A 21,997-nucleotide genomic window follows, 5' to 3' on the forward strand; every position below is an offset into this window, starting at 1 on the left:
TTTTGCTCGGCCGGACCCTCCTCGCGACCATTCAAAACATCGGCAAAACGATCAACAAGTGCATGCTGCCGGTCCTCGACAGGCAGGTACTCGCCTACGCGGTCGCCGAATGCGTGGCCGCCGGAGAGCGCGAGATCGCGATCGTCATCGCCCCCGGCGAGGCCGGCCGCCAGGTCCGCCACTCCTTCACCCACGACCACGACCTGGAGACCTACTTCGCGGCCCGCGGCTGGCAGGACAAGTACCAGCCCCTTACAGATCTCCACACCTAAGCCGGCTTCACCCCTCGCGGCGGACTGATGCCGCTCTCTCCGCCGCCCCCGTCGCGGCCGGAGCGGTCCAGGGCGAGGGCGGGGCGCCGCCCGGGAGCGACTTCTACTGCGACGAGGCCCTGAGCGGCCGTACGCCCGTCACGGTGGTGGCGGAGACCGATGCGGTGCTGGCGTTCGAGCACACGCACCCCTCGCACCCGGTGCACATTGTGGTTATGCCTAAGCAGCACACGCCCTCGCTCGTCGACCTCGGCGAAGGCGGTGATGCGCTGCTCCTGAAGGTGCTCACGGTCGCCCGGGACGTGGCGGCCAGGGTGCAGGAGGAACATGGCGCTGCGCGTGTGACGGCCAACCTGGGCAGCTATCAGGAGTCGGAGCACCTGCACATTCACGTGACGTACGGACATCAGCTCGAATCGGCCTAGCCCTCGTCGGGCACCGAAGACGGGTTATCAGCCGTCGGTTCGCCAGTCGTCGGAGCACCGGGCGTAGGAGCATCAGGGATTCTTGTTAGTAACCAGAACAAGTACTCATAGAGAAGATCCCCCTCCCCCGTAGCTTGCGCTGCGCCAGGTGATCCCTGCTCGCGCAGCAAGTGCTTCAGGCGCCCCCGCTCCCGGACTGGCATGCGCCCGGTGATCCCGGGGCGGTGGGGCTGTGGTCGACTCCTACGGGGCCGCCGGCGGCCTCTGGCGGACTGCGGAGAGGATCACCTCCGCGCCCTGGTCGAGGAGCTCCTCGGCGACCCGACAGCCGAGCTTCTCGGGGTCACGCACCGAGCCGGAGGCGTTGGCGGTGACGTGTCGGCTGCCGTCCACGGCGGAAACCTGAGCGGAGAGGGTCAGGGTGCCGTCGCGGTGGGCATTGCTGTACGCCCCGATGGGGACGGAGCAGCCGCCGTGGAGCACGGCGAGCAAGGCCCGCTCGGCTCTTACCTCCGCGTCGAGGACGTGGTTGCCGGTGTCCGCAAGGAGCCTGGCAGCCTCGCTGCCCTCACGGACCTCGACGCCCAGGGCGCCCTGTCCGGGAGACGGAGGGAAGGTGTCGAGGGGCAGGTGCTCGCTTATGGCATTACTGAGGCCGAGACGGTTCAGGCCGGCCGCGGCGAGGACCACGGCATCGAGGGCGTCAGCGCCCCGGAGCCTTCCGAGCCGTGGGGCGGATCGGCTCCATCTCAAGATCGGGTCGAAGGGCCAGGAGCTGGCCGATCCGGCGTGGCGCCCCAGTGCCCACTCGCGCCCCCTTGCGCAGATCGGCGAGGGAATTGCAGCACAGGGCGTCGCGTGCGCCCTGCCGCCGGGCCGGGGTGGTCAGGAGTGCCAGGCCCTCGGGCATGGAGGTCGGCAGGTCCTTGAGGGAGTGCACGATGACGTCGACCGCGCCCTCCAGGAGGGCCGATTCCTGGTTGGTAGAGAAGGCGCTGCCGCCGCCTGTCTCGGCGACGGCAGCGAGCGTAGTGGTCTGGCGGTCCTCGTCACCGCCTTCGAGGATGATCCGCTGAGTGAACTTCACGTGGGGGGATCTCACGCGCACAGGGCCCAGCCACTCCCGCACCTGCGCCCTGGCCAGACGGCTGGCACGCGATCCGACGATCACAGTGGTCACGGCATCAACCGCTCAGGAAGAACGTGACGGCGTACGTGAAGCGGCCCGCGCACACGGCGTCAACGACTGCACCCAGTTCACCTAAGTGACGAACGCGATCCGCATACCCCGCCGATGACGTGGGCGCCCCCGGACTCGGCCCGCCCACGTCATCGGCGACAAGGGATACGACTCCGGAGTCAATGGTGCGGCATCGCAACCCGCTACGAGAAGACCGCCGAGTCCTGCGAAGCAGCTGTCACTCTCGCATCGCTGCTGATGCGGGCGTGATATTTGACCACAATTCCCAGGCACCGAGGAGGGGCGAGGCATTACGCGCCGCCCTGTTCCTGTGAAACTCCACGGCGTCGGCTTGGCCGCCGCGGGCGGAGGTCGCCTCAACGTCCGACGAACGTCCAGGTAATGCGGCCTGGTTCGAGACGCATTCGACACTGGGAGTTGAAGAACGGATCAGTCGGCCCACACCCGCACCAGGCAGCGGCCGGCGTGCGGTGGGGGCGGGTCGGTGAATGAAGTCCTGCCGTGCAGGACGGCCATGTTGTCCACCAGCAGCAGGTCACCACGGCGGAGCCGCACGCGCAGGGCCATGCGAGGGTGCGCCAGGGCCTCGTCGAAGGCGTCCAGAGCGGCAACCTGAGCGGTGGACAGCGGGATTCCGTGCTCTTGCTGGCCGCGGGTGATCCAGTATCGGTTGTACTGCACGCGCAGGCGACCGGCGCTGCGCCGGAAGACGGGGTAGATGTGTTCGAAGTCCGGCCCCCGGCCGAAGTGGAAGTCCTGGTAGAGGTCAGGCAGGACATCCGGTCGGGACCTGAGTAGTTCGTTGTGTACGGCGTGGCCGCTCACCAGCACCGATTCGCCGCCGTGGCGCGCCGGGCGGATGCACAGCATGCCCACCAGCCGTGGAGGTCCGGGGAATTTCGCCCGGTCGGTGTGCAGGGTCAGCTCTTCCCCGGGGTGGTGCGCGCGTGCCGGGGGCGCGGGTGCGGGGGCCGCATCCGTCACCAGGTTGTCGCCCGGGTGGTCCGGGTTCACAGGGCGCACGTCGCCCAGCGGTGCCATGAACCGCCGGCAGACCTCGACGCACTCTTCATCGGTCAACGTGTCAAGGTCGAGGCCGCGTACCACCGCCAGCCCGGGACCATGGCTCAGGCACTGCGCGGCCCGGGCCACGGGATCGGCACTATCCCGGCCTGAGGGCGCGTCGCCGGTGGCACTCCCGGGTGCCCGGGCGAGCAGCGGAGGGTGTAACGGGACCAGCCAGTCCCGTTCTTCCAGCGTCGCGCCCTGCCACGCGGAGGGTCCCGCGGCCGCAACCGGTGTGTCCATCAGCGGGCTCCTTCCGGTCTTTCGGTCCTTTGTCACCGCCGGTTAGATCGACCAGACACACGCCAGGGCGAGGTCATGTGATCTCCCAACGCTGGATGGCGAGGAAGGCGGCCACGGCGCGTTCGGTGCGATGCTCGTCGGCCCCGGTGGTCGGGATGGCACTGAGGTGGTCGCAGCCGGACCGGTAGAGAGGATACTCCTCGCCGGCCTTGCGATGTCCGCTGATCGCCGAACAGTGCCGCCCCAACTGTTCGCTGGAGTCGACGCCTTCGCGGGCGATGCGGCCGCCAACCCGCTTGCCCGCCAGCTGCTTCCGCTGGTGGGGGACATCGTCGGCCCCTCGCCGGGAGAGGGCGTGCTTCCTCCGGGAAGACGGGAAGGCTGGAATGAGGGCAGGCGTCTCAGGGGCGGACCAGCAGGCCCACTGTGCCGAACGCGTGCGACGCCCCGTACTGCTCGTCGCCTCGGAAGGTGGCGACGTAGCCGTTGGTCAGAGTGCCGGCGCTCGCCGTACCCAGGCGGAGAGGTCCGATGCACGCGGCTTCGCCCTCGGCGCTGGTGACGGCGCGGCAGATCTCGCTGCCGTCGGGGGTCGTGAACTCCACACGCTTGCCCCCGAGCGGCTTGCCGGTCTCGGCGTCGGACAGAAAGGCCCTCGCGCCGATGGAGGGCGGGAAGAGGTTGGCGTTCGCGTTCTGGGCGGAGAGGCGCGTCGTATGAGGTTCGCGGGAGCCGTGCTCCCCGTGGGCCGAGGCGGCTTGCGTGCAGGACAGGACCGTGGCGGCGGCGAGGACCGCGGTACCGAACCAGGACCGTACGGACATGGGGTCTCCTTGAGCAGCGGGATATGGAGCTGAATGATCTGCTCCTCATACTGTTCGCCTAACGGTGAGATGCGGCAGAGGTTACGGGGCGAACGGACCGGGTCGGCGCGGCGCGCGTCCGGCCAACTACTTGGCTGAGCAGAGGGATTGACATGGCGGGCGCCGGTTCTACAGTTCCCCCGTGCTGTATTTGCTGGCGCTGCCCCCAACCGACTCCGTCATCGAGGGTTACCTCCCGGCTGCCGCCCGGCTGGGGCTTGACGTCACGCTGCTCACCGACGCACCCGAAGCACACCGACGGGCCTACGAGGGACGCGGCGGGGACGCGTGGCCCCGGATCGACATCGTCCCCTGCGAGGTACGCGACTTCCGCGAGGTCATCGCCCGCATCGCGGCGCTCGACCGCCGGCCGGAGGCCGTGTTCACCAACAGTGACCACCTCCAGGTGCAAGCGGCGCTCACTGCCGAGTGGTTCGGCCTGCCGGGCAAGGGCTGGCGGGCCGCACTGCTCACCAAGAACAAGGCGCAGATGCGGCGGGCCCTCGCCGAGGCGGGGCTGGAGACCGTATGGAGCGCGGAGTTGACCCGGCCCGGGGATGCGGAGGATGTCCGGCCTCCCTTTCCAAGTGTGGTCAAACCCCGCGAAGGGGTGGCCAGTGAGGACGCCGAGCTGGTCGAGGACCGCGCGGAACTGCTCCGCCACTGCCAGGACGTGTGGTCCCGGCGGCCCGGCCTGCCCTTGGTCGTCGAGGATTACCTGCGGGGGCCGCTGCACACCCTGGAGACCCTGGGGGACGGACGCGCCCTGCACATCCTCGGTTCCTTCCATGAAGTGGATGTCGTGCCACCGCACTTCGTCCTGCGGCGCGCGGATTTGCTGCCTGCGCCGCCCCGGACGCACGTGGAGCAGGTCGTCGCACGGCTCGAGGCCCTCGGTGTCGGGTTCGGCGCCTGCCACACAGAGTTCGTGGTCCAAGGCGAGCGGGTCCGCGTGATCGAAGTCAACTACCGCTCCGCCGGCGACCAGGCCGACCTCGGTCTCGCCGAGGCGCTCGACATCCCCTTGTTCGAGCACATCCTCGGCACCCACCTCGGCCACACGCTCCCGGCCGACCTCGGCGCACGGCGAGCGGGGCGGCTGCTCCGTATCGAGACCGTGCATGCCGAGCGCGCAGGAGCCCTCACGTCCGCACCGGGGCCCGTGGAGTGGGACCGGGACGGGGTACGGCTGGTCTACCGACCGCAGCGCAAGATCGGCGAGGAGCACCCCCTTCACCACTCCGACCGCGACCACCTCGGCGTCATGCGGGCCACCGGACCCGACCAGGACCGGATCGGACGTGTCGTGGCAGCGTTCCTCGCCGCCCATCGCTGGGAGATCGTGTGACGGCGGAGGAGGACGAAGTCCTCGCCCGGGCCCTCGGCGCCCTGCTGCGGGAAGACCCGTATGACCTGCGCCCCGGGGCGGTCGTCGAGCGACGGCCCGACGGCGACTGGCTCGTCCTTCCCGAGGCGGACATTCCCGTACGTCCCGACGGCTTCCAGTGCGAGATCCGGGTTCGCCCGGTCCCCGGCCTCGGCGCCGTACTGGACCGGCTGCGCGAGGGCGTGGCCGAGCGGGATCTACCGGGTTTCGACGCCTTCCGTGCCGAATGCGACCAGGCTGTGGCCACGGTCCGGTTGCAGCGGCGGGAGCGGTCGCGCGTGGTCGCGAGACTGGCCGAGGAGCACGGGCCCGTGGAGGAGTGGACGGGGGTGCGGGGTTCCCTCGCATTCGAGGCGCTGGCCGCTTTCCGGGACCATCCGGTCTACCCCACCGGTCGGGTGCGCAACGGTCTCGACGAGCGTCAGCTCCTCGCATACGCACCGGAATTCCGGCCCGTGTTCGGCCTGCGCTGGCTCGTTCTGCCGCGTGACGCGCTGACCCTCGGACGGCGGGCCCGGCTGCCGCACTGGTGGCCGGCCCCCGCCTCCCTCGGCCTGGCCCGGCCCGGCGACGGGTACCTGGCGCTGCCCGTCCACCCGCTCACCGCCGAGGGCCCCCTCGCCGAGGCCGTCACCGCCGCCGGCCTCGGCGGCAGCGCGCGGCTCGCCGAGACGACGTGGCCGGCCGTGGTCCCCACGCTGTCCATGCGGACCGTCGCCGTTGTCGACGACCCCGGCGTCCACATCAAACTTCCCCTGGCCACCTCCACCTTGGGACTACTCAACCGGCGCACCATCAAACCGGGTGTCCTGCCCGGCGGCGAGTGCGGGCAGCGACTGGTGGCGGAGATCGCGGCCCGTGAGCCCCGCTTCGCCGACGCCGTGCTGTTCACCGATGAACGCACCCACCTCGGCGCCGGCCACGAACTGCTCGCCGCGCTGGTCCGCCGCTACCCGCCCGGCCTCGACGACGCCCATGTGGTTCCGGTCGCCGCCCTGCTGGCCACCTGCCCCGACGGCCGTCCCGTCGTCGACGTGCTCGCCGAATGCCACTATGAGGGCTCGGCGGTCGCGCTGCTCGACGCCTACCTCCGGCTGCTGCTGGACTGGCACACCACCCTCTTCTCCTATGGCATCGCGCTGGAATCGCACCAGCAGAACACCTCGATCGTCCTCGACGGCCACGGCGGCCTCCCCCGGATGCGGCTGCTGCTCAAAGACAACGACGGGCCACGCGTACACCCTGCGTGCCTTGCCGCACGGATCGGCGAGGCGGCAGCCGCCGGCCTGCTGGGCTTCACCGACCCCCGAGTCCTCGTCACCGACGACGGCCCGCTGGCAGACCTGTTCACGACCGTGACCGTTCATCTGTGTGCGGCTGCCCTCGCCTTCGAACTGGCCGAACGCGGCCGGGGCCCGTTGGACACCTGGCTGGGGCTCCTCCGGGACCGGCTCACCGAAGCCGTCGACCGGCTTCCCGCGGGACCGGCCGCGGTGCTGCGCGCCCGGGTGCTCAAGGCGCCCCGGCTGCCGATCAAGGCGATGGTCACCGCCGGAACGCTGTTCAGCAAGAACCGCTCGGGGGCCGTGGACATCAACAAGTTCTACGTCGACGGGCCCAACTACCTGCTCCCCACCGATTCAGGGCGGACGGCATGACCACCGTCCCCCGGCCCACAGCATGTTGTCCAAGTCCGCGGTACACACGACGGACCACCTGCTGACCAGCAACTCCTCCTCGGTTCCGGTGATGCGGGACTCGTGAGGTGACCGGTGGGCTCCGGGACGAGCTCCTGCTCAGACCCGGGTGATGGTCACCGTGGTGGGGCCGGAAGCGGAGGTGAGGCCTTGAGGGGTCAGACAGGCGGCTTGCCGGGAGGCGAGCAGGGTCACCTCGGTGACGACGGCCGCCCCCTTGAAAACGCCGTCGGTGATGGTCCCCGTGCTCACGGTCACGATGTTTCCATTCGGCCGTACGGCTGCCAGGCTGTGGATCGAGGCGGTCGACGTCGTGCCGCCGGGGTCGCCGTGGTGGGGGGACATCTTCCCCTTGCGCTCCCCCTCGTCGTTGCCCCAGTGGAAGGTGAGGGTGCCGCCGGCGGGCCCCAGGAGGCAGGACAAGGCGCCGGTGGAGTCTCCGCCGAAGGTCGCGGAAGTGAACCTGCTGTCCGTCGAGAGAGGGCATCCGACGACTGCCCGGGACGTGACGGAGGTGGCTCTCGGCGTGAAGGTCAGTCCCGGTGCGTAGGAGGCGGCGACGGTGCCGGCGCATGTCAGGAGGGCGCCGGTCGGCCGGTCGTCGGCATGCGCCGTCTGGGCGGTGGGCGTGAGCGTCGCCGCCATGACGGCGACCACCGCGGCGAGTCCGTGGGGTTTGCGCGGTCCTGTGGTGTTCACACGGTCCCTTTCCTCGGTCCCTGGTTCTCGGGTGCGGTGCGGTGAATGGTGACGGTGACGGTGCTCTGCTGGTGGTCCGTCGCGGTGTAGACGCGGCTTTCGTTGGCAACTCCGAACGGGGCCAGGTCCACCAGGCCGCGGGTCAGGTGGGCTCCCTCGACGCGGACCTCCGCGACCTCCGGGCAGGCGTCCAGCACGGCGGCGCCCAAGTGGTGGAAGGTGTGCTGGCTGGAGCGGCTGGTGTGCTCGCCGAAGGCCTTGACGACGGCCTGTTCGGCGCGGGCACGGCACTGGCGGTGGTCGGTGCCCGTCCCGGCGTGCCGCCAGGTCACGTTCATCCGGGCGCCGAAGACCCGGTCGGTGACGGCCTGTGTGGTGGTGTAGGCGTCGCGGGCGAAGCCCGTGAACGTCGCGCCGCCGGTCGCGAAGAGTTCCATGTTCAGCAGGCCGCTGCGTACGGCGGGTTCGCCGTGACGCGGGAGCGTGAGGTGAACGTGATCCTGGTGGCGGGCGGGGGCGGAGAAGTGCTGGGCCGGGGTTGTCGGCGGGTCGGACAGGAGCGGGGAGAACTCGGAGGAGGTCAGGCGCACATCGGCGGTCCGGACGCGCGTCGTCGCGGAGAGGAAGCGCTCGGCAAGCGCGAGCGCATACGATTCGGGCTCCGACGCCGCGTGCTGGGCGCCGATCGCCAGCACGGAGTTGCTGATCGAACTCACGGGGATGAGACGGGTGTTGTCTCCGTCCCTGTAGACCTCGGGGTGGTCCATCAGCAGGCGGACGTCTGCCCGGAACCGGCGTACCCGCTGCCGGGTGCCGGCCCGGTCCACGAGGAGGAATTCGATTCCGCATTCGCCGTAGGCGTGATCGCCGATGGAATGGCCCATCGTTCTCCGTTCGGCTGGACGACGAGAGCGCGAACGTGCCGGAGTCACCTTCGCAGGAGCCTCTCGGTCGGTCAACGGGTCACATGTAAGTAGGACAATCCTACCGCTCGTGAATCCATCGGCCTTTCCGAGCCGGTCTGGACACGTGCGGTGGCGGATGTCAGCCTGGACCGGTCAACGGGAGGACACACAAAAGGAATTCATTGTATGGCCGACGCCACGCCCTTGCCCGACGCGGTTCAGGTGGCCGTGGTCGGCGGCGGACCCGTCGGTCTGCAATTGGCCGGGGAGCTGGGCCTTCGGGGAATCAGCTGTGTCGTGCTCGAACGGGATGCCCGGCTGTCGCAGGCGACCCGCGCACTCGTCCTGCACTCCCGGACCCTGGAATTCCTCGACATGCGCGGAATCGCCGAACCCTTTCTCGCCCACGGGCACCGCTACCAGCACTACCCCCTGGGTTCCGAAGGGTCCGTCGCGCATTTCGCCGCCCTGGACAGCCCCTTTCCTTATGCGCTCGCACTGCCTCAGCACCGCACCACAGCGCTGTTGGAGGAATACGCCCTCAAGAACGGCGCGCTCATCGCCCGCGGGGCGGAAGTCACCGGAATCAGTCAGAACGAGGAAGGCGCCGAGCTGACCGTCCGGCGTGCGGGCGGTGTGCGGCGGATCCGTGCCGACTACATCGCCGGGTGCGACGGCGCGCGGAGTGCCGTGCGCCGGCTGTCGGGCATAGCCGCGTCGCACACCGTGCACCCCTACGACGTCATTTCGGTCGACGCACGGCTCGACTTCGAGCCGCAACAGCCGTGGAGCCGATGGGGGCCGGACGGCATGGTGCTGCTCCTGCCGTTCGGCGACGGACGGTGGCGCGTCATCCTCTACCCCTACCGCCGCCCCGAGGCCGGTGACGCACGGGCCGACGCCCCCGACGCGGCCCGGGTCCAGGCGCTGCTGTACCGGATCGCGGGCCGCGAGCTCGCGCTGCACGAGGTCGAGTGGCTCAGCCGCTATCGCTGCGAGCACCGCCACGCGGCCCGGTACCGGCGCCACCGCGTCGTGCTGGTGGGCGATGCCGCCCATGTCCACCCACCCACCGGCGGCCAGGGCCTCAACACCGGCCTGGCCGACGCCATGAGCCTGGGATGGCGCCTCGCGGCGGCGGTCACCGAGCCCCGCCACGAGGTGCTGCTCGATGCCTACGCCGAGGAACGGCGTCGCTCCGCCACCCACGTCATGCGCCTCACCGCCGCCATGCTCCACTTCAACGCGCTGCCCTCGCCCTGGGGGCACGCACTCCGCGCCGTCGTCCTCACCGCCCTTCGCCCGCCCCTCCCCCGGCGACGCCTCGCCGCTCGCCTGGCCGGCCTGCCGGGGAGCGCCGCACGGCGCGGCACATGCGTCCGCAGCGGCGCGCCGGCCCCCGATGTACCGCTGCTGGCCGCGGCGACCACCGCCCCCGGCAGGCTGTTCGAGGCCCTCAGAGCAGGCCGTCATGTGCACCTGACCTCCACCCGTGGCACGCCGGATGCCCGAGCGCCCGGCATCACGATGCCCATGGTGACCGTCCGGTCCGCGGCCGGCCGGCAGCCGTGCATCGTCCTTCCGGACGGGCACTATCTGTGAGTCCCGGATCTGTGCATCCCGGATCTGTGAGTCCCGGCCCACCGGACGACTCCCGGGCCCGGACGGCGACGCCCGGCCGCGTACCGTGTCTCGCCCCCTTCGCCTGCCACGCGGCACTGCTCTGCGGAGCGCTCGCCATCGCCTCCGTCACGGCGGCCGTGCCCGCGGTCGCGGCCGACCTGGAGATGAAGCCAGTCCAGACCCAGTGGTTCGCCGCCGCCTATCAACTCACCTGCGGCCCTCTGCAACTCGGGGTGAGCCACTTCGCCGATCGGTACGGTGCCCGCCGTATCCTGCTCGTCGCCCTGGTCACCTTCGCCGCGGCAAGCCTGCTGGCGACTGCGGCAACCACCACCGCCGTCCTCATCGCCGCCCGACTGGTCCAGGGCGCCGGCGGCGCCGCCCTCTCACCCGTCAGCCTCACCCTGCTGCTCACCCTGCGCAGGAGAACGGAGAACGAGCCGCATGCCGTCGCGGGGTGGGTCTCCACCGCCGCCGCGGCCGCCTGCCTCGGGCCGGTACTGGGTGGCCTGCTCACCAGCCTGCTGGGCTGGCGGGCGACCTTCGGCGCCCTCACCCTTCTCGCGACCGTCAGCGCGGGCTGCGCCCTTCACGCGCTCGGCGGCCCCGGACCCTCACCGACATCGCCCCGGCAGGCTGTGGACGTCGTCGGAATCGCCCTGTGCACGGGGGCCGCTGTCGCCGCGCTGATCACGCTGACCGCTCCGACGGTCACCGCTTCCGCACCGGTACAGGCATCGTCCGGGCTGCTGACCGCGACATTGACCGGCCTTCTCGTCCTCCGGACGCGACGTCACCCCCAGGGTGCTCTGGACGCCGGGTTGCTGCGGCAGGCGGTCACGCGCCGAGCCCTGCTCGTCCTGCCGGCACTCTTCGGCGCGAACTCCGCCTTCACCTTCCTCACGTACTTCACTCTGACCCGCGCATACGGTCTGAGTCCGCTCTCGGCGGCGCTCGTCGCACTGCCCGCCGCGGCCCCCGCCGTCCTCACCGCGCGCCTGGCCGTCAAGCGGACCGGTGAGCACCGGGACGGCGCACCCCTCATGCGAACCGGGCTCCTGTGCGTCGCGGCCGGCATGCTCATCAGCGGCTCCGGACAGCGGCACCCCATGCCCCTGTGGTTGGTCAGCGGCGCGTGCGCCTTCGTGGGAAGCGGCCTGGGACTGGCCAACGGCGCCGCCATGACCGTGATCAGCCGCGGCCGCACGCCCCACGGCACTGCGCGAGGGGCGGCGACGGCGACGACGTTCGCCATGCTCGGCGGCGCGACGGGGCCGGCGGCGGCAGGAGCCGCACTCGCCCTGGTCGGGCACCCTCCCCGGACCTGCGGGACATCGGCCTGCGACGCGCTCGGCGCACCACAGGGCACCCCACTCGCCCTTGCTTTACTGGGTTTGCTCACTGTTGCTATGGCCTTCGCGCTGACGAGCAGACGAGCAGGCGACACGAGCGGACGTGACCGCATCACCTAGTCCGTGCGCCACGGACACCGGCCTCCGCCTTCAGAACCTGCCGGATCGCTTGGGGAAGTAGTCCTCCAGCACGCCTTCGCGGTGGACGTCGAGCGTGGCGCAGTGCAGTCCGCCGCCGAAGGGGGCCACGTCCCAGAACGGCACGGGCACGACCTCGAAGCCCAGCCGGTCGAGCTGTTCCATCTGCGCGGTCTCGCTCGCTTCCACGCAGACCGTCCCGGGGGCCAGGACCAGCACGTTCATCGACAGCCAGCGGCTGCACGCGGACAGCGGCGGCGGGCTCGTGCGCCCGGGAGCGGCGGCCTGGACGACCTGCCAGTCGTTGGCCCTGAAGTACCGCAGCAGATCTTCTTCGGCGGGTCGCTCGGCGCAGTGCAGGGCGAGACCGGGGCGGAGCGGCACCCAGGTGGCGTCGATGTGCATGGGGTGCTCGTTCCCGAACGTCACCCCGTGCACGCGGTGCTCCGGCAGGTGCTGCCGGAGCCAGCGGATCCCGGCCGCGTTGGTGGCGAGGGACTGCTGGACGAACAGGTCCCTGCCGCAGCGGGCGATGTCGGCGGCGTCGAAGAGCGGTTCGGCCTCGGTCAGCACCAGCTCCCCGGCCCTGACGCGGGCAATCCGCTGCTCGTACGGCAGAGCGTCGTACTCGTCCCAGAAACCCGGCCGGTACGACGCCTCGGTCAGTCGGGGCTTGGGGGCGGCCTCCCAGCGCATGCCCGGGTCCGCGCGGAACCAGGACTCGATCAGCGGCCGGTGGGCCAGGTATTCGAACCAGCGGCTGCGAAACGACATCGTCGCCTCCAGCAGCTCATTCCCGATCACCACCAGGACATCGCGGACCGGCATGGCACCGAACATGCTCTTCTGCGACCACTCGGGGGTGGCGACCGGCCGGCTGAAATCCAGCGGCCGGGGCCGGTCGACCCGGATGCCGCGCCCTTCGAGGATGCGGGCGAAGTCGTCCAGCTGCTTGTTGGCGGCCGCCGTCATTCCCTCGGGCAGCGGCCCGTACGTGCCGAGCGGAAAACCGTCTTCCGGCCAGTCCCGGACGACAGCCGGCTCGGGCGCCTGCACCATGGTGCCGTCCGCCCGGCCGACGACGACGTGCTTCAGCGGATCCCACTCGTTCCAGGAAACGACCTTCATCGTCTCTCCCCCCTGGTGTACGCCTTGTGCAGCCCACTCCTCAAAGGAGGGAAAGCGGTGAGAGCCAGTCTGGCGTTCACCCGGCCGTATCACGAGGGGGCAGGCCGGGGCTCACGAAGCGGCGCGGGAGCTCAGGCCGGCAGAGGCCGCCGGCGCCACGAATTCCGTGATCAGCACCGGGCCGGCCGTCGCGACGCGACCACACTCATGAGAGCACGGGGCAGAAGCTCATTGCAGTGATCGGTCGGAGTCCGAGCGGTCCGGGCGGATTCGCCACCCGCAGGCCTGCTCGTAAGCCAAGCCTCACGGCCCCGTGCCGCAACCCAGAAGCACGCTCACGCAGGTGTGCCCCCTCATGCGCGCGTGCGCACCCTGCGTGCGCTCTGCCGCAGACGCCTCACAGGGGCTGTCATGGAATGCCGGGTCTCCCCTTGCAGAGGAGTGTCTGCGTGTCCGATGCGTCCTTCCGCGACGTGCTCATCGGGATCAGCCCCTTCGGCGAGCCCGACGCCAGACTCGTCGCGGCGTTCACCCGGGCCGGCGGCCTCGGCGTGCTCGACCTCGGTGCGGGGGGCCGGCGGGCCGGGGAGGAGCTGGAACAGGTTCGCCGCTGGACCGCGGGCCGGCGGTACGGCGTGCGGGTCACCGCCGGGTGCCGGCTCGCGCCCGCCGATCTCGTCCCGGGGCCTGCCGGGGACGGGGCCGCACCGCACACGGTGGTGCTCGGCACGGGGGCGGACTGGCCGGTCCGCGAGACGACCGGCGCGTACCGGGTGCTGGTCGAGGTCACTACCGTCGAGGAAGCCCTGGCCGCCGTACGGGCCGGGGCGCACGGCCTCATCGCGCGGGGCGGTGAGAGCGGCGGCCGGGTCGGCCCGGTCGGCACGTTCGTACTCCTCCAGCAGGTGCTCGGCGAGCCGGGAGTGACCATCCCCGTATGGGCCTGTGGCGGCATCGGACCGCGGACCGCCGCGGCGGCCGTCGCCGGCGGTGCGGCCGGAGTCGTCCTGGACAGCCAGCTCGCCCTGCTGGCCGAGTCCGGGCTCGACGGGCGCGCGGCGGCCGAGATCCGCGCCATGGACGGTTCGGAGACCACCGTCGTCGACGGTCACCGGGAGCTGCTGCGCCGCGATCCACGCGCCGCGCGCCTGCCGGTGGGTCAGGACGGCTTTCTGGCCTCTGTCTTCGCCGACCGCTGGCAGACCGTGGCCCGGACCGTCCGGGGCCTCACGGAGGCGGTCGAGGACGGCTTGCACGACGGCACGGCCGCCTCGGCACTGCGTCCCGGTTCGGTGTCGGCCCGGGCGTCGGGCATCCGGCTGCCCGTCGCGCAGGGCCCGATGACCAGGGTGAGCGACCGGCCCGCGTTCGCCGCCGCCGTGGCCGCGGAGGGCGGGCTCCCTTTCATCGCCCTCGCCCTGGCACCGCCGGACCGGGCGCGCGCCGTGTTGCTCGACACCGCGGCGGCCCTCGCCGGGCGGCCCTGGGGCGTGGGCGTGCTCGGCTTCGCCCCGGACGAGATCCGGGGCGCCCAGCTCGACGTCATCCGGGAGGTACGCCCGAGCCATGCCGTCATCGCGGGTGGACGGCCCGCCCAGGCCGCCGCCCTCGAAGAGGCCGGGATCGCCACGTTCCTGCACGTCCCCTCGCCCGGCCTGCTGCGGCAGTTCCTGCGGGCCGGAGCCCGCAGGTTCGTCTTCGAGGGCGCGGAGTGCGGCGGTCATGTGGGGCCGCGGAACAGCTTCCCGCTGTGGGAGGCGCAGACAGCGGTGCTCGCGGACTTCCTGGACGGGCATGGCGGCCGGGCCGCCCGGGAAGCAGCCGGTACGCGGGAAGGCCGCATGGAGGTGTTCTTCGCCGGCGGCATCCACGACGAACGGTCCGCCGCCATGGTCGCCGCCATGGCCGCCCCGTTGATCCGGCGCGGCGTCGCGGTGGGCCTGCTGATGGGGACGGCCTACCTGTTCACAGCAGAGGCCGTCGCCTGCGACGCCGTGCAGCCGCTCTTCCAGCGGCAGATGCTGGGGGCGCACCGCACGACCCTGCTGGAGACGGCGCCGGGCCACGCCACCCGGTGCCTCACGACCCCCGTCACGGAGGACTTCGGCGCGCTCAAGGAGCGCCTCCAGGCGCAGGGTGTACCGGCACGGCAGCGCTGGGAGAGCCTCGAGCGGCACAACGTCGGACGGCTGCGGCTCGCCAGCAGGGGCGTCGAACGCAGTCCCGGCGGAGAACTGGTGCCGGTCGGCGAGGACCGGCAGTTCCACGAGGGCCTGTTCATGGCCGGGGACGTCGCGGCGCTGCGCTCCGGCGTCACCACCGTCGGAGCGCTGCACCGTGCCGTGACCGAAGGGGCCGCAGACCACTTGGAGCGGCGGGCCGAGGAGTTGCGCCGCCTGTCCGAGGAGGGATCGTCCGGGGAGGCGTCCGAGGCAGCCGTCTCCCGGCCGCTGGACGTCGCCGTCGTCGGCATGGCCTGCATGTTCCCGGGCGCACCCGACATGGCCGCCTTCTGGGCCAACGTGCTCAGCGGCGCCGACGCCGTCACCGAGGTGCCGGCCGACCGCTGGGACCCCGCCCTCCACCACGGCGCGGCCACCGTCTCCAAGTGGGGCGGGTTCCTGCCGCGCATCCCCTTCGACCCGCTGCGTTACGGCATTCCGCCCACGTCCCTGGGCAGCACCGAGCCGGTGCAGCTGCTCGCGTTGGAGGCCGCGCGCCGGGCCCTGGAAGACGCCGGGTACGGCGACGGCGGCCGGGCCGGCAGCGGCAAGGGTGACAGCGGCAGCGGCAGGCCCTTCGACCGCTCCCGCGCCTCCGTGATCTTCGGCGCCGAGTCCGGAGGCGAGCTGTCCCACGCCTACACCCTGCGCGCGGTCCTGCCCTCCTACTTCGGCACGGTCCCGCCCGGCCTGGCGGAACAACTGCCCACGCCCACCGAGGACTCCTTCCCCGGCATCCTGGCCAACGTCGTCTCCGGACGCATCGCCCACCGCCTCGACCTGGGCGGGGCGAACTACACCGTGGACGCGGCGTGCGCCTCGTCCCTCGCCGCTCTCGACTCCGCGTGCAAGGAACTGGTCACCGGCAGCAGCGACCTCGTCCTGTGCGGCGGTGCGGACCTGCACAACAGCATCGCCGACTACGCCCTCTTCTCCTCCGTGCAGGCACTCTCGCCGACAGGACGGTGCCGCCCGTTCGACACCGCTGCCGACGGGACCGTCCTCGGCGAGGGCGTGGCCTGCGTGGTGCTCAAGCGGCTGGCCGACGCCGAACGGGACGGCGACCGCGTCTACGCCGTGGTCAAGGGGGTGGGCAGCTCCAGCGACGGCAGAGCACGGACCCTGACCGCGCCGTCTGCGCAGGGCCAGCGCGCCGCCCTGGAGCGGGCCTACAGGAACGCCGGCGTCTCACCCGCCGACGTCGGGCTGGTCGAGGCCCACGGTACGGGCACCGTCGTCGGCGACCGCACCGAGATGACCGCCCTCGACGACGTGTTCACCGCGGCCGGGGCACGGCCGGGGAGCTGTGCCCTCGGATCCGTCAAAGCACAGATCGGGCACACCAAATGCGCCGCGGGCCTGGCCGGTCTCGTCAAGACCGCCCTGGCGTTGTACACGGGCGTCACACCGCCGGCAGCGCGGCTGGAGCGGCCCAGCCCCGGCTGGCGGGAGGGAGACAGCCCCTTCGTCTTCCACACCCGGGCCCGGCCGTGGGCGGTCCCGGCCGCCGAGCGGATCGCGGGGCTCAGCGCCTTCGGCTTCGGCGGCACCAACTTCCATGCGGTGCTCACCGCCCACGCGGCAGGCATGCCCCCGCGGCACGGCCTGGACGCCTGGCCCGCAGAACTCTTCCTCTTCCGCGGCACCGACCTGACCGCCGCCCTCCGCACCGCCGGGAAGATGCTGGAACTGGTCGAGGCCAACGACGCCGCCGGACGGCCCCGGCACCTCCGCGACCTGGCCCTGACGGCCTCCCGCACGGCCGACGCCGGCCGGGAACCGGTCCGGGTCGCCCTGGTCGCAGCCGATCTCGGCGACCTCGCGGGCAAGCTGCGCCGGATCCTGGAGACCGGCGACGGACCGGCAGCCGGCGGCGGCCCCGCGCCGGGCGTCCACATCGCGGAACCGGAACCGAGGGAGGGGACGGACCCCGGCAAGGTCGCCTTCCTCTTCCCGGGCCAGGGCAGTCAGCGCCCCGGCATGTTCGCGGACCTCTTCATCACCTTCCCGGAGCTCCAGCGCCACCTCAGCCTCGGCCGTGACCACGCCGCCGTCCTCCACCCCCCGGCCGCCTTCGACGACGCGCGGCGAGCAGAACGCCGGGCCCGCCTCACCGACACCCGAGCGGCACAACCGGCGCTCGGCATCGTCGGCCTCACCGCGCACACCCTCCTCGAAACCGCCGGCGTCCGGCCCGACATGGCGGCCGGGCACAGTTACGGGGAACTCGTGGCACTCTGCGCGGCGGGCGTCATGGACGCCCGCACCCTGCTGCACCTGAGCGCCGAGCGGGCGAACGCGATCCACGCGGCCGCCGGGGCGCACGCGGACGGGCCGGGCGGCATGGCGGCGGTCGAGGATCGCCGCCGCAACCCCGCCGGACACGCACCCGCGGCGGCGGCCGGTGCCGGAGGCCGGCGGCGTCCCGCGGCGGCGTCCGGTCCGGTGCCGTCGTCTACACCGCCCCGGGCCGGTGACCATGACGCACACACCGGCGCCGCCGGTCGCCGTCATCGGGATGGCCGTGCTGCTGCCCGGCTCCCCCGGTCTGGAGACGTACTGGCGGAACCTGACGGCCGGCACGGACGCGATCACCGACGTCCCGGCGGAGCGGTGGGACGCCCGCTACTACGACCCGGCCGGTGCCCGCGGGGCCGACCGCATCTACTGCCGGCGGGGCGGGTTCGTGGACGAGTTCGCCGTGGTGGACGCCGCCCGGTGCGGCATCATGCCCGCCGCCGTGCCCGGCACCGAGCCCGATCAGCTGCTCGCGCTGCACGTCGCGGCGGCTGCCGTGGCCGACGCGGGCGGCGAGCAGCGGCTGCCCGACCGGAACCGGGTGGGCGTGGTGCTGGGCCGCGGCAATTACATGGGGGCCGGGCTCGCCCGTCTCACCCAGCGCGTGGGGTTCGCCCACCAGCTGGTGCACACCCTCCGTGAGCTGCTGCCCGACCTGGAACCGGGTCAGCTGGAGCGCGTCCGGGCCGCGTTCACCCGCCGGCTGGGCGCCGACAGCCCGGATGCGGCGGCCGGCCTCGTGCCCAACCTCGTCGCGTCACGGACGGCGAGCCGCCTCGACCTGCGCGGCCCGGCCTACACCATCGACGCCGCCTGCGCCTCGTCCCTGGTGGCGGTCGACCGGGCGGTCGCCGAGCTCGCCACCGGCCGCTGCGACGTGATGCTGGCCGGCGGGGTCCACCACTGCCACGACATCACCCTGTGGAGCGTCTTCAGCCAGTTGCGCGCCCTCTCGCCGAGCCAGCGCATCCGCCCCTTCCACCGGCACGCCGACGGTCTCCTCATCGGCGAGGGGTCGGCCGTCGTGGTCCTCAAGCGCCGCGCTGTCCTACTTCGAGCGCGCTGCCGAGCTGGCGCGGTCGATCGACAATGCGAACTGCCTGACGTACGCGATCAACGGAAGCGGCGTCATCTGCTTCGAGCGTGGCGACCTCGCGGAGGCCGAGCGTCTTTATGCGGAGAGTCAGCGGCTCAGCCGGCTCATCGGCTACCAGCCCGGCGAATCGCTGGCGTCGCGGTCGCTGGGCCACGTTCACCGTGCCCGCGGGGACTACGCGTCGGCCGCCCGGTGCTATGCCCGGGCGGAGAGCCTGAGCCTGAGCGTGGGCGACAGGCTGTCGGCGACACACGCGCGGTGCTGGCTCGGTGACGCGCAGGTCCGGCTGGGCCGACCGGCGGCAGGGCGCCGGCTGCTGGCGGAATGTCTGCACGTCTACCGGGAATGTGCGAACGAGTGGGGGGAAGCGGCCACTTTACTGAACATCGGCAACGCTCAGCTCGCCGCCGGCCGACCGCGCGTCGCTCATCTCCGCGCCACCGCGGCCGCCGCCATCTGGCGACGGCTGAACGCGTTCTACTGGCTTGCACAGGCCCTTGACCAGGTGGCCGCCGCAGCCGACCTGCTGGGAAACAGCGCCGACGCCACGCGTGCCCGAACCGAGGCGCGACTGGCCCGTACGCAGCTCACCTGATGCCGGTGGGTGCGGTCAGCGCATGACGCACCCGCCGGCAGCAGGCAGCATGTCCATTGCCTGGAGGAACCGCTTTCACCAGGGATAGCGGATCGCCGGGGTCAGCTCCGCGCAGTAGGCGTTGGTGGTACCAGGCTTGCTCTTTCCCAAGCACACCCAGATCGACATGTGCTTCAGGTAGCCGTCGAAACCCCACCCGGTCGCCCCAGGAGTAGCGGTGGTGTCCCTCTTGTACTCGACCTTGAAGTTTTCGCCGCCTTGGTACTTACCCCACAGCCAGACGCTCGCTGCGACGCCGTCGCCGCGGACCAGGTCCTTGACCGAGCTCGTACCGGTCTGGGTCTCGAAGTAGCCGTCGCCCCGCAGGCACCACGAGGTCTTTGCGTAGCCCCCCTTCTGACCGTACTGGTTCTTGACGTACGCCTCGGAGCCGTAGCAGACGGGATAGGGGGCAGCAGCCGTCCGGGCAGCCGCTGCGGCCGGTATGGCCGACCCCGCCATCGTCAGCCCCAGCAGGGCGGTGCCGACAACCAGCTTGCTTGTGACGCTCATGGGAACTCCCTTCGACGGATCGGCACAGGCTCGCCATGGACGATGACCGCGCCGCGGGACAACGATCCGATGCGACCACATGAGGGTCCGCCTCAGCAGCCCTCGCGCTGTACGAGGGTGTTCGAGTCCGTACGTGGTCACGGAACGTGCGTGGCCGGCGGCGGCCGGGGCCCGCATTCGTACGTCCTCGTACGGGACCACCCCTTCAGACAGGGACATTCCAGCTGCTTGGCTGCGGGGTATCGCCTCTCCGTCGACGGAGTCGTCGGGCCCAACGCCTGGTACTGGCTGATGACCATCAACTGAGCAGAGGAGAAGGACTTGAGTACACGCCAATGGACGCTCGGCATGGCACTCGTCCTGGCCGCCGGCGCACCCATACTGCTCGACGTGGGCACAGCTCAGGCCGCGACACCCACGTGCAACACCAGTGTCTCGTACACCACAGTCCACGGTTCCAGCACGACGATACCCGCCGCAAATCGCAACGTGAGCTGCCTGCTGGCGCGCGGCAACAGCGGTAATGGGGTGAAGGCACTGCAGCTTTCCCTGAACGAATGCTACGGGGAGGATCTCGCCCGAGACGGGATCTTCGGGGCGGGCACCCAGGCGGCACTGCGGCGTGCACAGTCTCAGGAGGGACAGGCGGCCGACGGGGTCTACGGCCCGCGCACTCGGGACGCCCTTCACTGGCGAGTGGCCGGCTTCGCCTGCGACCGGGTCAACGGTCCCGGATGATTACCGCGCATACAGCCCGGCCGGGCTGTACGTTCCGGTTCCGGAGCAACCGGTGGGGTTTCGCCGTCTCTCACACAGCCCCTATAGGCGGGGTCATGGCCGCAGGGGTTTGACCAGGCGAAAGACCACCCGGGCCGCGTAGCGCTTGAGGCGGCGGAAGATCGTGACCGCACAGCAGGCCTGTCCGGCCGTGGGGGCGACGCCCGGCACGCTCTTCCTGACGGTGTCGCCCGGGCTGGGCACGGGCAACTCGATGGTGCGCGGCCGCGAGCTGAGCGGGATCGGCCATGCCCGGCACGGCAGCAGGGCCCGGACCGCGCGTCGCGGTCCGGGCCCTGCCCCGTGCGGTGCCGCCCTGCGGCGGCGGTGCGTCAGCTCTGTGCGGTGCCGTCGCCCGTCTGCCCGGCAGCCCCGGCTGCGCCTGCCTTCTCGCGCATCTTGCGCACCAGCTCCGCCTTCTGGTCGGCGGCACCCTGGCGGTCGAGGTTGCGGTGCGGACCGTTGTTCTGCCGTTCGGCGCGGGACAGCTTCTTGCGCTGGCCGCCGCCCATGCCCACGGGGTTGTTGATGTTCTTGCTCACGGGTTCTCCCGGAATGAGGTGAAATGGTCTACGGATTCATCGGTGAGGGACGGGCGCGGCGACATCGAAGGACGTCAGCAGGGGCCCGTCACGCGCTCACTCGTAAATCGGTGTCTGGAAGAACATGACCAAGACGTTACCCGGTTCCGTCGACCCCGCACACCAAGTTTTCGCCGTCCCGGCGTCGGCCGGGCCTTCGGCGAGGGCCCGGAGCCAGTCGTTTCCTTCCAGTCAGCCGACGGACCGTGCCCCCTCACTCCGCTGAGCCCAGCCGGATGGAGGCGAGCCGGCGGGGGTTCTGCGCGCCATTCCTGCCACACGCGCTGTTACACACGTATCACCAACAGCATCGGCACTCCCGAACCACAAGGCCCTGACCTGCACCTACGCCCCTGGCCCGGATCATCTGGACCGCACGAGACGCTATCGACTACCTGTGCCATGTGGTACCCAGCGCAGGGCCCCTCGACTGGTGGAGCGCGTGGCTCACACCTGCCCCTCCACCGCAACCCCGTGCAGGCCATGCCCGGCTCATCGCGCGAGGATGCGGGCCGGCACGCCGTTGTTTGCCAGGAAGGTGAAGCATGACGGGCGTGCTTCGTACAGCCTGACGCGACGGAGGCCGAGAAGCTCCCTAGGCCGGTACGCGCGCCGACGAAGTTGCTTGATCATGAAGGCTTCTCCCGACTCGTGCACCAGCACATAGCCGGACACCACGTACGCCGCCCCCAGGACAAGCCTCTCCTCAGCCTGGAGAGCCCTGAGACCGCGTTTGAGATCTGACATGGTTAGATCGGCCGGTGACTCGACGCGTAAATCGTGACCGCTCTCTTGAGGAGCTTGAGCGAGACCGCTGGCCGGCCCCGTCGGGCGGCGAAACCCGGCTGATGGCGACCGTGCGTGAGCTTCGGCGCAAG

At 71.4% G+C, this 21,997-nt stretch carries 18 protein-coding genes and 3 pseudogenes; 11 read left to right on the plus strand and 10 right to left on the minus strand.

The features are described from left to right. Positions 1-2: 2 nt before the first annotated feature. On the plus strand, positions 3-272 hold the full coding sequence (locus D7231_RS37780; protein ID WP_241999901.1) for a glycosyltransferase family protein: 270 nt from the start codon (positions 3-5) through the stop codon (positions 270-272). 119 nt (positions 273-391) lie between these two features. After that, entirely contained in the window at positions 392-697 is a 306-nt protein-coding gene (locus D7231_RS37785) for an HIT family protein (RefSeq protein ID WP_422396757.1), read from the plus strand. Positions 698-940: 243 nt separating this feature from the next. On the opposite strand, the gene D7231_RS38165 is transcribed toward D7231_RS37785, so the two are convergent. From D7231_RS38165 to D7231_RS24655, 4 genes are all read right to left on the minus strand, one after another. After that, on the minus strand, positions 941-1,387 hold the full coding sequence (locus tag D7231_RS38165; protein WP_277875639.1) for a hypothetical protein: 447 nt from the start codon (positions 1,385-1,387) through the stop codon (positions 941-943). A gap of 13 nt (positions 1,388-1,400) precedes the next feature. Continuing rightward, complete coding sequence (locus D7231_RS37795; protein ID WP_324197004.1) at positions 1,401-1,877, minus strand: hypothetical protein; 477 nt, start codon at positions 1,875-1,877, stop codon at positions 1,401-1,403. 450 nt (positions 1,878-2,327) lie between these two features. After that, positions 2,328-3,206: a TauD/TfdA family dioxygenase gene (locus tag D7231_RS24650; protein WP_120757707.1), complete on the minus strand. Its 879-nt coding sequence runs from the start codon at positions 3,204-3,206 to the stop codon at positions 2,328-2,330. A 401-nt stretch (positions 3,207-3,607) separates the two neighbouring features. Further along, a complete protein-coding gene (locus D7231_RS24655; RefSeq protein WP_120757708.1) occupies positions 3,608-4,030 on the minus strand; it encodes a hypothetical protein in 423 nt (140 codons plus the stop codon). 181 nt (positions 4,031-4,211) lie between these two features. Here D7231_RS24655 and D7231_RS24660 point away from each other — a divergent pair, with 181 nt between their 5' ends. Further along, positions 4,212-5,417, plus strand: a complete 1,206-nt coding sequence (locus tag D7231_RS24660; protein WP_120757709.1) for an ATP-grasp domain-containing protein — start codon at positions 4,212-4,214, stop codon at positions 5,415-5,417. Next, positions 5,414-7,114 (plus strand): IucA/IucC family protein, encoded by a 1,701-nt coding sequence (locus tag D7231_RS24665; RefSeq protein ID WP_241999903.1) that lies wholly within the window; start codon positions 5,414-5,416, stop codon positions 7,112-7,114. Before D7231_RS24660 ends, D7231_RS24665 begins: the two co-directional genes overlap by 4 nt. Positions 7,115-7,252: 138 nt before the next feature. Here D7231_RS24665 and D7231_RS24670 read toward each other — a convergent pair whose 3' ends face one another. Together D7231_RS24670 and D7231_RS24675 are read right to left on the minus strand one after the other, a co-directional pair. Continuing rightward, positions 7,253-7,852 carry a hypothetical protein gene (locus tag D7231_RS24670; RefSeq protein WP_120757710.1) on the minus strand — a complete coding sequence of 200 codons (600 nt, stop codon included), beginning with the start codon at positions 7,850-7,852 and terminating at the stop codon, positions 7,253-7,255. After that, entirely contained in the window at positions 7,849-8,736 is an 888-nt protein-coding gene (locus D7231_RS24675; protein ID WP_120757711.1) for a tunnelling fold family protein, read from the minus strand. The genes D7231_RS24670 and D7231_RS24675 overlap by 4 nt, the downstream gene beginning before the upstream one ends. A gap of 207 nt (positions 8,737-8,943) precedes the next feature. Between D7231_RS24675 and D7231_RS24680 the strand changes: the two genes are divergently transcribed. Both D7231_RS24680 and D7231_RS24685 read left to right on the plus strand, forming a co-directional pair. Further along, on the plus strand, positions 8,944-10,359 hold the full coding sequence (locus D7231_RS24680; protein WP_120757712.1) for an FAD-dependent monooxygenase: 1,416 nt from the start codon (positions 8,944-8,946) through the stop codon (positions 10,357-10,359). A 26-nt stretch (positions 10,360-10,385) separates the two neighbouring features. Further along, on the plus strand, positions 10,386-11,852 hold the full coding sequence (locus D7231_RS24685) for an MFS transporter (protein ID WP_158673819.1): 1,467 nt from the start codon (positions 10,386-10,388) through the stop codon (positions 11,850-11,852). Between the two features lie 30 nt (positions 11,853-11,882). Here the strand turns inward: D7231_RS24685 and D7231_RS24690 are convergent, their stop codons facing one another. After that, positions 11,883-12,998 carry a serine/threonine protein kinase gene (locus D7231_RS24690; RefSeq protein WP_120757713.1) on the minus strand — a complete coding sequence of 372 codons (1,116 nt, stop codon included), beginning with the start codon at positions 12,996-12,998 and terminating at the stop codon, positions 11,883-11,885. Between the two features lie 416 nt (positions 12,999-13,414). Here D7231_RS24690 and D7231_RS24695 point away from each other — a divergent pair. From D7231_RS24695 to D7231_RS37800, 4 genes and pseudogenes are all read left to right on the plus strand, one after another. Then, positions 13,415-17,575: pseudogene (locus D7231_RS24695) on the plus strand (beta-ketoacyl synthase N-terminal-like domain-containing protein); the annotation flags it as partial. Positions 17,576-17,699: 124 nt separating this feature from the next. Then, positions 17,700-18,605: pseudogene (locus tag D7231_RS24700) on the plus strand (beta-ketoacyl [acyl carrier protein] synthase domain-containing protein); the annotation flags it as partial. Positions 18,606-18,648: 43 nt separating this feature from the next. Beyond that, positions 18,649-18,768: pseudogene (locus tag D7231_RS38565) on the plus strand (hypothetical protein); the annotation flags it as partial. A gap of 72 nt (positions 18,769-18,840) precedes the next feature. Further along, positions 18,841-19,209, plus strand: coding sequence for a hypothetical protein (locus D7231_RS37800; RefSeq protein ID WP_241999904.1), 369 nt, complete (start codon positions 18,841-18,843; stop codon positions 19,207-19,209). Positions 19,210-19,284: 75 nt separating this feature from the next. Here D7231_RS37800 and D7231_RS24710 read toward each other — a convergent pair whose 3' ends face one another. Beyond that, positions 19,285-19,761 (minus strand): hypothetical protein, encoded by a 477-nt coding sequence (locus tag D7231_RS24710; protein ID WP_120757714.1) that lies wholly within the window; start codon positions 19,759-19,761, stop codon positions 19,285-19,287. Positions 19,762-20,109: 348 nt separating this feature from the next. Here D7231_RS24710 and D7231_RS24715 point away from each other — a divergent pair, with 348 nt between their 5' ends. Continuing rightward, the gene (locus D7231_RS24715; RefSeq protein ID WP_120757715.1) at positions 20,110-20,499 is read left to right on the plus strand and encodes a peptidoglycan-binding domain-containing protein; all 390 of its coding nucleotides are present in this window, start codon (positions 20,110-20,112) and stop codon (positions 20,497-20,499) included. Between the two features lie 371 nt (positions 20,500-20,870). Here D7231_RS24715 and D7231_RS24720 read toward each other — a convergent pair whose 3' ends face one another. Next, on the minus strand, positions 20,871-21,080 hold the full coding sequence (locus D7231_RS24720; protein WP_120757716.1) for a DUF6243 family protein: 210 nt from the start codon (positions 21,078-21,080) through the stop codon (positions 20,871-20,873). A 531-nt stretch (positions 21,081-21,611) separates the two neighbouring features. Further along, the gene (locus tag D7231_RS37805) at positions 21,612-21,866 is read right to left on the minus strand and encodes a hypothetical protein (RefSeq protein ID WP_241999905.1); all 255 of its coding nucleotides are present in this window, start codon (positions 21,864-21,866) and stop codon (positions 21,612-21,614) included. Between the last annotated feature and the right edge of the window lie 131 nt (positions 21,867-21,997).

The sequence above is a fragment of the Streptomyces klenkii genome (assembly GCF_003626645.1).
In the GTDB taxonomy this organism is placed as follows: domain Bacteria; phylum Actinomycetota; class Actinomycetes; order Streptomycetales; family Streptomycetaceae; genus Streptomyces; species Streptomyces klenkii.

Coding starts and splice junctions, on each gene's coding strand:
- D7231_RS37805 (WP_241999905.1), bottom strand. CDS start 21,866: ATGTCAGATCTCAAACGCGGTCTCAGGGCTCTCCAGGCTGAGGAGAGG.
- D7231_RS24710 (WP_120757714.1), bottom strand. CDS start 19,761: ATGAGCGTCACAAGCAAGCTGGTTGTCGGCACCGCCCTGCTGGGGCTG.
- D7231_RS24715 (WP_120757715.1), top strand. CDS start 20,110: ATGGCACTCGTCCTGGCCGCCGGCGCACCCATACTGCTCGACGTGGGC.
- D7231_RS24675 (WP_120757711.1), bottom strand. CDS start 8,736: ATGGGCCATTCCATCGGCGATCACGCCTACGGCGAATGCGGAATCGAA.
- D7231_RS24690 (WP_120757713.1), bottom strand. CDS start 12,998: ATGAAGGTCGTTTCCTGGAACGAGTGGGATCCGCTGAAGCACGTCGTC.
- D7231_RS24680 (WP_120757712.1), top strand. CDS start 8,944: ATGGCCGACGCCACGCCCTTGCCCGACGCGGTTCAGGTGGCCGTGGTC.
- D7231_RS24650 (WP_120757707.1), bottom strand. CDS start 3,206: ATGGACACACCGGTTGCGGCCGCGGGACCCTCCGCGTGGCAGGGCGCG.
- D7231_RS24655 (WP_120757708.1), bottom strand. CDS start 4,030: ATGTCCGTACGGTCCTGGTTCGGTACCGCGGTCCTCGCCGCCGCCACG.